13 protein-coding genes are annotated in these 13,392 nt (G+C 44.6%); 5 read left to right on the top strand and 8 right to left on the bottom strand.

The annotated features are described in order from the left end of the window. Window positions 1-999: a tRNA dihydrouridine synthase DusB gene (gene dusB / locus OZ660_RS19075; protein ID WP_159625640.1), complete on the bottom strand. Its 999-nt coding sequence runs from the start codon at window positions 997-999 to the stop codon at window positions 1-3. A 286-nt stretch (window positions 1,000-1,285) separates the two neighbouring features. Beyond that, window positions 1,286-2,164, bottom strand: coding sequence for a 50S ribosomal protein L11 methyltransferase (gene prmA / locus OZ660_RS19070; protein ID WP_274742044.1), 879 nt, complete (start codon window positions 2,162-2,164; stop codon window positions 1,286-1,288). Window positions 2,165-2,375: 211 nt separating this feature from the next. On the opposite strand from prmA, the gene OZ660_RS19065 reads away from it, so the two are divergent. Both OZ660_RS19065 and OZ660_RS19060 read left to right on the top strand, forming a co-directional pair. Continuing rightward, entirely contained in the window at window positions 2,376-3,137 is a 762-nt protein-coding gene (locus tag OZ660_RS19065; RefSeq protein ID WP_274742043.1) for a substrate-binding periplasmic protein, read from the top strand. Between the two features lie 142 nt (window positions 3,138-3,279). Continuing rightward, complete coding sequence (locus OZ660_RS19060) at window positions 3,280-4,914, top strand: amidase (protein ID WP_274742042.1); 1,635 nt, start codon at window positions 3,280-3,282, stop codon at window positions 4,912-4,914. Window positions 4,915-4,987: 73 nt separating this feature from the next. Here the strand turns inward: OZ660_RS19060 and OZ660_RS19055 are convergent, their stop codons facing one another. The 3 genes from OZ660_RS19055 to OZ660_RS19045 all read right to left on the bottom strand — a co-directional run bounded on the left by OZ660_RS19055 (window position 4,988) and on the right by OZ660_RS19045 (window position 6,303). Further along, window positions 4,988-5,281, bottom strand: a complete 294-nt coding sequence (locus OZ660_RS19055) for a high-potential iron-sulfur protein (RefSeq protein WP_159625618.1) — start codon at window positions 5,279-5,281, stop codon at window positions 4,988-4,990. A gap of 208 nt (window positions 5,282-5,489) precedes the next feature. Continuing rightward, complete coding sequence (locus OZ660_RS19050; protein ID WP_274742041.1) at window positions 5,490-6,119, bottom strand: flavin reductase family protein; 630 nt, start codon at window positions 6,117-6,119, stop codon at window positions 5,490-5,492. Further along, window positions 6,112-6,303 (bottom strand): CPXCG motif-containing cysteine-rich protein, encoded by a 192-nt coding sequence (locus OZ660_RS19045; protein WP_159625620.1) that lies wholly within the window; start codon window positions 6,301-6,303, stop codon window positions 6,112-6,114. The genes OZ660_RS19050 and OZ660_RS19045 overlap by 8 nt, the downstream gene beginning before the upstream one ends. 184 nt (window positions 6,304-6,487) lie before the next feature. On the opposite strand from OZ660_RS19045, the gene OZ660_RS19040 reads away from it, so the two are divergent. Next, window positions 6,488-8,620: an exonuclease domain-containing protein gene (locus OZ660_RS19040; RefSeq protein WP_274742040.1), complete on the top strand. Its 2,133-nt coding sequence runs from the start codon at window positions 6,488-6,490 to the stop codon at window positions 8,618-8,620. 72 nt (window positions 8,621-8,692) lie between these two features. Continuing rightward, on the top strand, window positions 8,693-8,956 hold the full coding sequence (locus OZ660_RS19035) for a TIGR03643 family protein (protein ID WP_202262892.1): 264 nt from the start codon (window positions 8,693-8,695) through the stop codon (window positions 8,954-8,956). A 7-nt stretch (window positions 8,957-8,963) separates the two neighbouring features. On the opposite strand, the gene OZ660_RS19030 is transcribed toward OZ660_RS19035, so the two are convergent. Beyond that, a complete protein-coding gene (locus OZ660_RS19030) occupies window positions 8,964-9,410 on the bottom strand; it encodes a hypothetical protein (RefSeq protein WP_274742039.1) in 447 nt (148 codons plus the stop codon). Window positions 9,411-9,838: 428 nt separating this feature from the next. Between OZ660_RS19030 and OZ660_RS19025 the strand changes: the two genes are divergently transcribed. Beyond that, window positions 9,839-10,657: a substrate-binding periplasmic protein gene (locus OZ660_RS19025; RefSeq protein WP_274743476.1), complete on the top strand. Its 819-nt coding sequence runs from the start codon at window positions 9,839-9,841 to the stop codon at window positions 10,655-10,657. Window positions 10,658-10,727: 70 nt separating this feature from the next. On the opposite strand, the gene OZ660_RS19020 is transcribed toward OZ660_RS19025, so the two are convergent. Both OZ660_RS19020 and accC read right to left on the bottom strand, forming a co-directional pair. Continuing rightward, complete coding sequence (locus OZ660_RS19020; RefSeq protein ID WP_274742038.1) at window positions 10,728-11,672, bottom strand: hypothetical protein; 945 nt, start codon at window positions 11,670-11,672, stop codon at window positions 10,728-10,730. A gap of 363 nt (window positions 11,673-12,035) precedes the next feature. Continuing rightward, a complete protein-coding gene (gene accC / locus OZ660_RS19015; RefSeq protein WP_202262889.1) occupies window positions 12,036-13,379 on the bottom strand; it encodes an acetyl-CoA carboxylase biotin carboxylase subunit in 1,344 nt (447 codons plus the stop codon). Between the last annotated feature and the right edge of the window lie 13 nt (window positions 13,380-13,392).

Genomic DNA, 13,392 nt, shown 5'->3' with positions numbered 1-13,392 from the left:
CTATGCTGCGGGAGAAATCTGTCGGGTTTCTCGTGTCTGCAGCGCTTGAAAATATGCATTAAGTGCTTCGAGTTGCTCACTTGCATCATCGATAGCGTTAAACGTTTTACGAAACTGACGATCCGTATCATGCTCCGAGAGATACCAGCCCACGTGCTTACGGGCTATTCTCACACCAGAGATGTCACCGTAGAAGTCCTGCACATTCGTTACATGCTCGTGCAAAATTTCATACTGTTGTGACAACGGCGGTGGCGCTAGGTTCTCGCCCGTTTCAAGATAATGTTGAATTTGATTAAAAATCCAAGGTTTACCTTGCGCGCCGCGGCCTATCATCACACCATCTGCCCCGGTGTAATTAAGCACCTCTTGTGCTTTTTCTGGAGAAGTAATGTCACCATTAGCAATAACCGGAATTGAAATTGCTGCCTTAATTTGGCGAATGGTGTCGTATTCCGCTTCCCCTTTGTACATACAAGCTCGCGTTCTACCATGAACAGCTAGCGACTGTATGCCGTTTTGCTCTGCAATGCGGGCAATATCAACCCCATTGCGGTTTTCTGGGTTCCAGCCGGTACGAATTTTCAGTGTTACAGGTACATCAACCGCGTTTACTACCGCTTTAATGATTGCTTCCACTGTATCTGGGTATTGAAGCAGTGCAGAACCTGCTAGCTTCTTATTCACCTTTTTAGCAGGACAACCCATGTTGATATCGATGATTTGTGCACCATTCTCAACATTAAATTGCGCTGCTTGCGCCATAAGCTCAGGATCGGCCCCAGCTATCTGTACAGAGCGAATACCTTCTTCGCCTTCGTGATTCATACGCGCTTGTGATTTAGCGGTGTTCCACACCTTTGGATTGCTCGAAAGCATTTCCGATACCACAAGTCCTGCACCTAAGCGCTTACACAATTGACGAAATGGACGATCGGTCACACCTGCCATAGGTGCCAACATTAAATTGTTATCTAACTCGTAAGGTCCAATACGTATTGCTTGTCGCATAGATTGTCGTATAGCTCGCCAACTAAAACTGCACAGAAAATATACACCCGGCTAAAACGGGGCGCTAAGTGTACGCGTTTTCACAAGGCTTGAAAAGGCTAAAAATCGCACAAAATTTTACTTAGTACTCTTGACAGTGAAAAAAAACTGTCACATTAAAGGGCTAACGCACATTTGTTGGCTAAATTTTCTTCTAAAGTCTTACAGCCCTTTGTTTAAAAGGGCTGTAATGTGAAAAAAATTAACAAATTTCGAAGCGCTATTGGCTTTTATTTTAAATTTTTGAACCCGATACTCGTGCCCATTCACCATCAATTGCGCTTGGCTCAAGGCGAATATCTCGTGAGTATGCTTTCTCAATGTTGTCGACTTGCTCAGCTAAGATACCAGACAACACTAAAAGGCCGTCTGATTTGCAGTAGCCGGTAATGATATCTTGGAGCTCTAAAAGCGGTCCTGACAGTATGTTTGCCATGACAACATCGGCTTCAAGTGTAGGTTGGTTTTCAGGTAGGTACACATCTAAACGGTCTTCTACACCGTTTCGTCTGGCGTTTTCTTCGGTGGCTTGCAGTGCTTGTGGGTCTATATCAATCCCAATAACCCGTTTTGCACCCAACTTAAGGGCTGCCAGTGCCAAAATGCCCGAACCGCAGCCAAAATCCACAACGGTTTTACCTGTCATATCGATACCATCTAACCAGCGAAGGCACAATGCGGTGGTTGGATGTGTGCCAGTACCAAAGGCAAGCCCCGGGTCTAACATGACGTTTACCGCAGTAGGGTCTGGTACATCGCGCCAGCTCGGACAAATCCAAAGACGCTCGCCAAACTGCATGGGATGAAAGTTGTCCATCCATTCACGTTCCCAGTCTTTATCTTCCAGTGGCTCTAATTTGTACTTAAAATCTTTACCGAGAACTTTGGCCTTACCCAAGCGTGCCAAAATGCCTTTCATATCAGCATCAGCTTCAAACAGGCCAACTACTTGCGTGTCGGGCCATAACATGACTTCACCAGGCTTGGGCTCGTACATTGGAGTATCTTTTGCGTCAACGTAGGTCACGGCCTGTGAGCCGTTAGCCGTTAACATATCGCCAATTGCTTCTGCAGTTTCAGACGTAGTATTAATTCGTAGTTGTAGCCAAGCCATAGTGTTTATTTGCTAAAGTGTTTGATGCATATTGTACATCCCACGGCGAACAAACAAAACGACAGCGAAGGTATTTACTGTTTTTAATGATAGGTTCTTAATGACAAAACATACAGTGCACGAAAAATGTATTCTTTTGTCGACTAGTAAAATGTTGAAGTAAACTTATACAATTAGCCGTTGATGTTACTTCTGAGTATCTACCTTTTTTATGCGCCTATTTTCTCTTTTTGCCAGCCTTCTTATTTGCATTCATACAAGCTGTGCCAAAGAACTCGATGTCGTGGTTGGATGGGACAAGCCACCATACGTGGTGTCCGCCGATCATTCCGGTTTCGAAATTGACTTGGTACGGGCCATTTTTGCTGAAATGGGTCATGACATTTCGCCAATTTATGTTCCTTTTGGCAGAACTGCGCGCTTGTTAAAAGACGATGCGGTAGATGTGGCGCTTACCATCAATGATTCACACAAGGTCGACCCTACGCTACTAACCGACTTTTATATCGTTTATCAAAATGTTGCAGTGACACGCGCTGACCGCAATTTAGCTATCACCTCAATTCAAGATCTTACTGATAAAAGTGTTATTGCCTTTCAAACGGCAAGTGCGGTGTTAGGCGAGGAGTTTGGTGGTGCGTTATCTTCTTTACCAACATATATAGAGATGGCACGACAAGATAGGCAAGTGAACATGTTGATGCTTGGAAGCGTTGATGCCATTGTGTTGGACCGTAATATCTTCAATTTTTTAAAAGCGCGTAACGACATGTATGCCAACGATGGAACTGTCTTTCACGAGCTATTCCCAATTACGCCATACCGCGCAGCTATTCCAGACCCAACGTTGCGTGAAGCATTTAATACTACCTTACGCCTATTCATCGAAGACGGACGTTATCAAGCCTTACTCGACAAGTACGGCCTTGAAAACTTATTTAACAAGCTATCTCTCCCTGACGTTCACCCATAAGCTAAACGACTGTATTTGTGGATTGACATCGGCGTTCAAAAAATAGTCTTATTTCTGTAGACAGTGAACTATTTCTGCGACAGCGTATAAAAAGTACGACTGGCTCAACTCTGGGCATGTTTGCTGAAACAAGGAAATAACGATGATTAAAAAAGGGTATGTACTACTGACTACAGTACTTCTGCTGTGCAGTGCTTGTGCAACAAAAGCCACTACTAAAAAACAAATAGACACATGGTTAGACAAACCAGCTCATGTTCAGGTACAAGCAATAAAGGCGGGAGACATTACCTCTGCCGATTTAGTTGCAGGTTATTTGGCTCGTATAGAAGCACGCGATACTAAAGTAAACAGCGTACTTTCCCTAAACCCAAATGCGCTTGAACAAGCGAAAGCGTTAGATAAGCGCATTGCAAATGGTGAGCAGGTTGGCGTGTTAGCAGGCCTTCCGATATTGCTTAAAGACAACATTGAGTCGACTGAATTGCCGACTACCGCAGGTTCACTGGCGTTGTTGAATAATGACACCGGACGTGACGCGCCGATTGTATCGAAGCTGAAAGCTGCAGATGCCATTGTTTTAGGAAAAACCAATTTGTCAGAGTGGGCGAATTTTCGTTCTGAATCATCAATCAGCGGATGGAGTGGCGTAGGCGGCCTTACCCGCAATCCACACATATTATCACGCAGCGCGTGTGGTTCTTCTTCTGGCTCGGGAGCGGCCATGGCACTGCGTTTAGCCTCTCTCGCAGTAGGCACTGAGACGAATGGCTCGGTAATCTGCCCATCTTCAATTAACGGAATTGTGGGTTTTAAACCAACGGTGGGCTTATTGTCACGTACCCACATTGTACCCATCTCATTTAGCCAAGATACCGCGGGCCCAATGTCCGCTACGGTGCAAGATGCTTGGTTGATGACGTCAGTGATGGCAGGTAGCGATGCTCAAGATAAAGCAACTGCTGATGCAGATACGCATATTCCAACATTACCTACGTCCTCTTTAATAGCGACAGACTTAAAAGGTATCTCTGTAGGCGTTGTGCGTTATCGTCAAGGTGATAACCCTCACGTACTTGCCATTTACGAGCAAGCACTTGAGCAACTTAAAGCATCTGGCGCTACGCTAGTTGAAATTAGCGATTTCAATCAGCCAGACAGCTTCTGGCGAGACTCGTACAACGTACTGCTAAGTGAATTCCATGCTTCTATTAATGAATACCTGGCCTCTTCGCCGGCACAGTTACCCGCTCGAGACCTCGAAGGCCTGATAGCATTTAATAACCAAAGTGAGCGCGAACTAGCATTGTTCGATCAGAGTATTTTCGAGAAGTCGTTGGCATCTGATTCACTGGAAAGTGAAAACTATAAGAATGCCGTGTCGCTAATTCAAGATACAGCAGGTAAGAGTGGTATTGATGCGTTGATGGCAAAGCACAAAGTTGATGTGCTTGTCGCACCTTCAAATAGCCCCTCGTTTCTCATTGATGGCGTTTATGGCGATCACTCACCTGCAGGGTTTATCGGTATTGGCTACTTAGCCGCAGTTGCTGGGTATCCGCACCTAACCATTCCTGCTGGTGCAGTAAAAGATTTGCCCGTGGGAATAAGCTTTATTGGGGCGAAGTGGCAAGATGAAAAAGTGCTTGGTATTGGCAGTGTATTTGAAGCAAAACACGGTTTTTACATCACGCCAAGCTTGCTACCTACTCGATTTGATAACCCTGCACTTAAAGCTGTAACAAAGCCTTATCAGCCAAAGCGTGAGGTTAACTGACACATAAAAAAGCCCCGATGTGTCGTCGGGGCTTTCAAATGTGAATAACAAAAAGCGGCAGTATAACTGGCTGTTAGCCTGGCTTTTTCACCCATGCACTACACCAACCGTCTGCATTTACCAGCTTGTTCGGGAAGATGTTACAAGGACGGTATTGCTCACCATCACTACCTTGTACATACATGCAGTTAGCACACTTAGCACCATCAACGGTTGATGATGGGGTGTAGTTTAATGCTTTTGCAGTTGCATCATCTGCACTTAATTGCTCTTGTGCTTGCGCGCGAAGCGCAACGCCACCTAATGTAAGACCAATTACTGTAGAGCCTGACAGCTTAAGAAAGTCGCGGCGATTTACAGATTTCATAACACTCTCCTTAAGAGATAGAAACGATAATGATTCTTTTTTATTCAGCGCCTTAAACGCAAAAACCTGCCAAAGCGGCAGGTTTTTTTACATAACTAGATACTATCTCTTTTTCAAAAAAGATCGAATAAAAACGTACACTTTCTATTGATCTACATTAAATAAACGTCACACGCCTATTTGTTAGATATAGCATCTAGGGCAAAGTTCACTTCGTTTTTAGCGCTATACCGGGCTTGGCGTAGGCGAACTGAGCCAAACGGCTTGTTGAGTGATAACTATCTAGACCTGATATACAGGCGCTCTTCAGCCCTTCAATATCAACAAACCCATCACTTGCAATATAGTCTTTGCTGATATGTAGCTCTTGAATTTCGCCTATGATCATCTCTGTATCGTTGATGAGCGTGAAATGTTGTGCCACTTTAAGCCCGATTTTCACTGCACTTTCTTTTACAAAAGGTGCCGAAAAGGTCTCACTAAAAAAAGGTGTTAGGCCCACGGCGTCAAATTCACTTTCATCCGGTGCATAGCGTGCAGAGGTTTGGTGTGCTTTATCAATCCAGTCGGTACTGACGTGGTTTAGCGTATAAACGCCACTTTTTTTAATATTACCCAATGAGTCTCGTTGTACCGTGTGCGGGCGCATGATCATGCCAAGTAGCGGCGGATTAGCACCGATGTGCACCACCGAACTGATAATTGCGATATTGTGCGTAGTACCATCGGAGGTGCCCAACAGTACCGCTGGCTTAAAGCCGGATAAGCTGTTTATAAGGTTAGCGCGATAGCGCTGCTCCATGCTGTCGATGTCGGTTTTAAACAAGGGGCTAGTCATTTTCTCGCGTGGCCTCTAGTTGAAGTTCATCGCCATGCTGGTACACGTTAAGTTCAATAGGTTGGCAACATACCTGACAGTCAAGTACTTGCACTTGTCCAACATCATTTATTTCATCAATTTCAACGTCGTTAGGGGCCATACAATAAGGGCAAGAAAAGCCCATCGCGCGGGTTAAGCTCATAAAATTTTTCACCGTTTCACTCTAGTACTTTCTGGTACGTGGTGAAGGCGGCGGGTGATCATCTTTCAACAGGTTTTCGCTGTAGGCAATTGGCACACGTAAACGTAAGCCGAGGCGCACGAGAGTTGTTAATTTATCTGTATAAATATACACTATTTGCGTGTTCAGCATTACAGCAATTACTATGCGAAAAGACTTGCCTCCTCGTTATTATTTAACGCATTTTTATGAATTCTTGCACTTCTTTGAGGGGGCAAGCGCGACGCTGTTAACTGATGAAGCGGCGCTTTTTATTGCCAATTTCAAAGCCCTTGATGAAGATAAACAGTGCGTTGTGGTTCGCGCGGCAAATAGAAAGTATGCCGTTATTGATCGCAGGCAGTTTAATTATGCAGAAATTACCGCCCCTCAACAGCAGATAGACTGGTTGATAGACAATGGCTGGTTTGGCGATCTTTCAAGCGCGTCAATAAACGATATTGCCGGTGTTTTAACCAAAGAGGCACTGCTGGGGTTACTTGGCGAGTACACCAGTGTGAGTGGTCTTGCATCGCTGACGAAACCCAAACTAGTCACACTGCTTCGCAATGAAGTTGAACAAAAGGGCTGGCCAGCGAGTTTCTCTAGTGATGATTATTTGGTGTGCCTGTTTGATGAAGCGCTGCGCTTCTTATTATTTTTGTATTTTGGTAACACCAAAAGCCGTTTAAATCAGTTTTCAATGCGCGACTTGGGGGTAATGCGAACACGCGCAGATTCTGTTAGCGACGTTGCGCGTTTTGAAACAAAAGAAGACACGCAGGCGGCATGGTTTTATGCAAACTGCTATCGACAGCTAAATGACTTAAATGATAGCGAATTAGAAACCCTATCTCGAAGTGACTTTCCGCAAACCCATGGTGTGTCTGCATGCTTTTATAAAGATCAATTGTTATACGCCCTCGGACTTAAACTGCTTGGCATAACGCGCAGTCGTGCGTTAGAAGTCTTAGCACGTGCGCAAAGCGATAAAGCAAAAGAAAAGTGGCTTAGAGAAAGTTATAAAGATGGCGCGACAGACGAAGTAAAAGCCGCCCTTGAAGAGATTATTGATAACCCGCAATCAGATACCTTATTAGCCTTTGCTGAAGACTTTTACGCAAGAAAATACCACAAGAAACGCACGAGTGCGGTAACTGACATGCTGCGCAATGCAAGCCGCTCTTTGGAAATAGATGTGAGTCAAAATCAGCAGGTGGAGCGCGGTGTGCTAGCCCATTATGCGCGACATGGTATTGCCGGTTGGCGGACAGAAAACCGGCTGTGGCGCAGCTTGTTTGGACTGCTATTTTGGCAGCAACTATACGAAGAAGATACGCTGGTTACAGAGTTTGATAGGCGACCATTGTCACTTAAGCAAAACAACTTTTATGCTAAGTTCGAGTCAAGTATTGAAGCGTTATTATCGCGCTTAAATTCAAAAGAGAAGTTGCGTTTACACATACACAAAATGGCTACACAGCACTATGGCAAAGTGAATAGTCTGTTTATGTGGTCGAGTCATTTACTTGAGCCCATTGACGCACTGATTTGTCATGGAGCGCTTGACGCAATTTATGCGTTGCTGCGTATGATGAGCAAAGACTTCGAAAACCTTCGCGATGGGTTTCCCGATGTTATGGTGTTTGATGGCACGCTGAGATTTGAAGAGATTAAAGCTCCGGGCGATCAACTACGTCGCAATCAACTCGTTACTATTCAACGGTTACAGCAAGCTGGTTTTCCCGTTGCTGTAACCACTGTGAAGTGGGTGAGAGATCCACAGCAGCCATACGTTGTGGTAGACATTGAAACCACCGGAGGCAACAACAGCTACAATCGCATCACTGAAGTTGGCATGGTGAAACTAATTGCTGGTGTTGAAGTTGACCGCTTTCAAACGCTGATTAATCCACAGCGTCGAATTCCTGCCAATATTACGCGGCTGACAGGCATTTCAGATGATATGGTTCAAGACGCGCCTACTTTTGCCGAGGTAGCTGATGCCGTTGCCCAGTTTACTCAAGATGCGGTATTCGTTGCGCACAACGTTAACTTTGACTATGGCTTCATAAAACAAGAATTCGCACGTTTGGAGCGCGATTTTCGTCGTCCCAAAATGTGTACCGTAAGAGAGATGCGTCGAACCTATCCCGGTTTACCGTCGTATTCTCTTGCTAATTTAACACGACATTTTGATATTGAAATGGAGCAGCATCACCGCGCATTAAGCGACGCTAAGGCTGCGGCGCAATTGTTGACGCTAGTCTTTGCAAAAGATGATGAAAGCGTTGCCTAGTATTTGACACAGTGAACAAAAATCGACAACTCGCGTATTAGTGCTCACATAAGTTTATAACGAGATATTACTATGAGCTTAACTGAAGAGCAGCAATCCCGAATTATCGAAATGGCGTGGGAAGACAGAACACCGTTCGAGGCTATTGAGCGGCTTTATGGCTTGCCTGAGAAAGACGTGATTAAGTTAATGCGTAGCCACTTAAAAGAAAAAACGTTTAAAAACTGGCGCGAGCGAGTGAGTGGACGAAAAACGAAACACGCGAGCTTGCGACCTGTTGGTGTGGATAGAGGCTACTGTCCATCGCAATATAAACCAAAAGGAGCGAATAAGTAGTCTGAGATCACTCCTCGTTTGACGACGCACAGACTGTTGTTATTGGGAGTAGAAACGTTGTTATCTGCTGACGCAGTGGGCTTGGAAATACAAAGGTATTTCCTGCCTTATTAACATTTTTGGCGTGATGAACTTGACGTAACAAGTTAGCGTAAGTGTCGTTGTTTGCCTGTATGTGCTCAATGTCGCACATGACTTTCTCAATAAATTCAGCCGAAGATAAATGACTGTTTTGTTTTATTTCTTCTGCTAGCGCTTTTAATACGTAAGCTTCCCACTCTTTCCGGTAGCTTTCTTCCATCCGCTCCGGAAATAACGAGAGTTCCGATATATCTTGTGCAAGGTCAACGATATCCAGGGGATCATCAAAGCGTAGTCGAAATGCAAGTAATACTTCATCTGATAACTGGGAGATGGGAAGCTTTTCTTTTAGTTGAGAATAGCGACTGGACACGATCACACCTTTTAATCTTTCAATACGTCTAACTAAGCCGTTGGCTTAGTTATTAGACTAAAGTATAAAAAATGAAGCCAAAATTTTAAACCGCAAAAGATTAAAAATAAGTAACAAATTTGCAATGAACTCAAGCTGTTCACGTCGCGTAAAAACGAATGCACTGTTAAAGTGTGTACGCGTTCTTGCTGTTTGGCCCATCATTTGATGGGCCTTTTTTATGAACATGTGCGTCAACCCCCAAAGCTTCGCCATTTGTCTAGTTGCGACTAGGCAGCACGTTCGCGTATATTACAGTTACGTTAACGTGGTTTTTTACGGTGATGAGCGAAACATTCAGACATCAGTTTCCCTCTAGAACTTGGGCATATATCTGCAAGGGCACACGCTTGCTTTTTCGTATGACAAGTTTGTTGTGCGTGGCTTTGATGGTCATTACCACAACCTCTGCACCCGTAATGTCGTCACCTGAACCCGTCATTTCCCCGTCCGTTATCTCTACATCTAGTGTGTCATTAGAAGCAGTAGCCCCCGATAATGAGATTAAGCCCTTCGTGATAGGAGTCACGCCACGTCCGGTTTTTGTGACGGTGGACGAACAGGGTAATCTTGATGGTCTTGATATTGCGCTGGCCAAGGCAATATTTGCCGAAGCAGGAATGCAAATAAGCTTTCAAGTATACCCTTGGAAGCGAATAGTCCATTTGCTCGAAAATGGAGAGGTTGATGTGGCGTTGTCTGCATCAGATTCTGACCAACGGCGTGAGTTTGCGCATTTCTCTTCTGAAGCATTTCGCTTAGGTCATAATCTCCTCTTTACGAGTAAGAAGAACGCAGCATTGTTCGACCCTAATAAAGGCCTTTCTCAACTTGAAGGAAAGTCGGTTCGACTAGGCGTTCAACGGGGTGTGGCTTACTCTCATGAATATGATGAAATGTTAAAGTCTGAAGCGTTTCGCCGTAAACTCGTGGTCGTTGACACGCCTCCTCGTCTGGTCGACCTATTGTTGATTGACCGTGTTGATGCTTTTTTGGGTTCTGAACGAGATTTACATCGCGAAATAATTAAACACGATGCAGAAGGGCAAATTGTTCCTGTGTTTTATTTAATGAACGACCAGGAAGCGAGTTCTCACATTATGTTTTCGAAAGCGTCAGTGCAAACACAGTGGGTTGAAAAAGTTGATGAGGCAATGCGAACACTTAAAGCCTCAGGCCGCTACGACGAAATATTGAGCTCGTTTTAGGTTTAAATGTTTTAAAAACTCACTGCGCGTTTAAAATTCGTCAAATTACTGCGCACTAGGCCCAAGTATTTTATTGTTTGAATGACATTTTTACCCCTGCTAATAGTCGGCTGACACTATCTACCACATCAACTCTGACAAACCATTCGAGCTTGTGCTGTTTTGATGCGACACCACTAAACTCTAGCGAGCCGCCGTGCCCTGTGCCAAGAAAATCTTCAATAAGCTCGGCCCTAGGTCCAAATACCGTATCGATATAGCTATAGTATGCAAAGTATTCAATAGGGTAGGAGGTATTGCCGATGGCGGAAGTAAACTCGCCGCTTGCACCCAACACAATTTTGGCAGCGGCTTCGTCTGTGCGTTGCACTAATTCGAAAAATAGAGTGTCGGCATCGTTTAAACGGTATCTGTACTCACCACGAACAAAGCTACCTTCAATAATGCGCTCTACACTGACTTCGTAACTATGGCGTTCACCCATTCGTGCAGAGTACTCCAACTCAATATATTCCTCTTCATTACCGACGTTAAACGCCTCGCTAGCTTGGGCATTGCCAAGCTGTCCAATGACTACTTCAAGCGCGCTGTTATTTTTTAAATTGCGTACGTGTCGTAAGCCAGTAATCCACCCATCCTTAGACAAACCGGTAGACGAAACACGCCCTTTATAGGTGGGAATAATGCCTACTTCTGTTTTGCCATAACTGGATTTATGACGAAGATACAAACGGCGTGCGTATAAATGGTCAGTCGTGCTGCTGCCAAACGTGTTATGACTTGAAGAAAAGTCATCACCTGTCACCACGAAACTGTTAAGTGACCAGTCATCAGAAAGCGTTAACGCGGGATAATAGCGCAAGCGATATTGCTCGCGACTAGGTCGGTTTGAGCGATTATCAAAGCGCACTTGTACATCAAGTTTTTGTGAGAATGTTAGTTCAGATGCAACGCCATACTTTTGTGTGAATGACGTACAGAAGAGTAGTGCTAACAAAACGGCAATACCGCGCACGCGTAGTCCTTAATTACTCGATTATGCTTCTTATACGTATCTTGCCTGTACATGGGGTTAAAGTAAAAAAAAGCCGGCAAGGGTGCCGGCCATAAGTGGAGGTGGACTCCAATGAGGGTTGAACTAGTTCATTAAACAGTTCGGGAACACACATTTCAAAACAGGGAGATGTCTTAAAACTTGAAATAAGTATAGGGCGGGTATTTAAATAAAAAAATCGCTAAAAATTGATTGTTGTAATCGTATTTATAGAATTTGCTGAATAGCGAATAGCGAATAGCGAATAGCGAATAGCGAATAGCGAATAGCGAATAGCGAGAAAATTGGGCTACACAAAAAACAGCGTGTAGCCCAAAGGGGGGATTAGGCTAAACCTAGTTTCTTCTCTAGATAGTGGATGTTGGTTCCACCTGCAAAGAAGTTTTCGTCGGCCATAATGGCGCGTTGAAGTGGAATGTTGGTTTTAATACCTTCAACAACAATCTCTTCAAGCGCATGGCGCATACGAGCGATAGCTTCATCACGGCTTTCACCGTAGGTAATAAGTTTACCAATCATAGAGTCGTAATAAGGCGGTACGTGGTAGCCTGCGTAAATGTGCGACTCCCAACGAATACCAAGACCACCCGGTGCATGGAACATATCGATAGGTCCAGGGCTTGGGATGAAGGTCTTAGGATCTTCCGCGTTTATACGACATTCAATCGCGTGACCACGAATTTGAATTTGCGACTGATCAATTGACAGCGGTTGTCCTGCCGCAATGCGCAATTGCTCTTTAATCAAGTCGACGCCAGTGATCATTTCAGATACCGGGTGCTCAACCTGGATACGCGTATTCATTTCAATGAAGTAAAACTCACCGTTTTCATACAAGAATTCGAATGTGCCTGCCCCGCGATAGCCAATTTCAATACAGGCTTTGCGACAGCGGTCACCAATTTTTGTACGCATTTGTTCAGAAATACCAGGTGCAGGTGCTTCTTCAACGACTTTTTGGTGGCGACGTTGCATAGAGCAGTCACGTTCACCTAGGTGAATAGCATTACCTTGACCATCAGCAAGTACCTGGATTTCCACGTGACGAGGGTTCTCAAGGAATTTTTCCATGTATACCGTCGAATTACCAAACGCGGCACCAGCTTCTGCTTGCGTGGTTTCAATGGCTTTAATAAGTTCGTCTTCGCTGCGTACAACACGCATACCACGACCACCACCGCCACCTGCGGCCTTAACAATAATTGGATAACCAATACGCTTAGCAATGGCTTTATTGCGTTCTACGTCGTCAGTAAGAGGGCCGTCAGACCCTGGTACACACGGAACGCCTGCTTTTTTCATTGCATTAATTGCCGAAACTTTATCACCCATTAGGTTAATGGTTTCTGCTTTAGGGCCAATGAAGATAAAACCGCTCTTTTCAACGGCTTCGGCAAAATCGGCATTCTCTGCTAAGAAGCCGTAGCCTGGGTGAATAGCAATTGAGTTTGTTACTTCAGCAGCGGCAATAATGCGCGGTATATTAAGATAGCTTTCGGTTGCTGACGCTTTGCCGATACAAATCGACTCATCGGCAAGCAACACGTGCTTTAAGTTTTTATCCGCAGTGGAATGCACCGCAACGGTCTTGATGCCTAATTCTTTACAGGCTCTCAAGATTCGTAGGGCAATTTCACCACGGTTAGCAATTAGTACTTTATCTAGCATAGTGAAGTACTCG

It is taken from the genome of Alteromonas sp. 009811495 (genome assembly GCF_028865455.1).
GTDB lineage: Bacteria > Pseudomonadota > Gammaproteobacteria > Enterobacterales > Alteromonadaceae > Alteromonas.
This window is presented reverse-complemented; position numbering and strand designations above follow the sequence as displayed.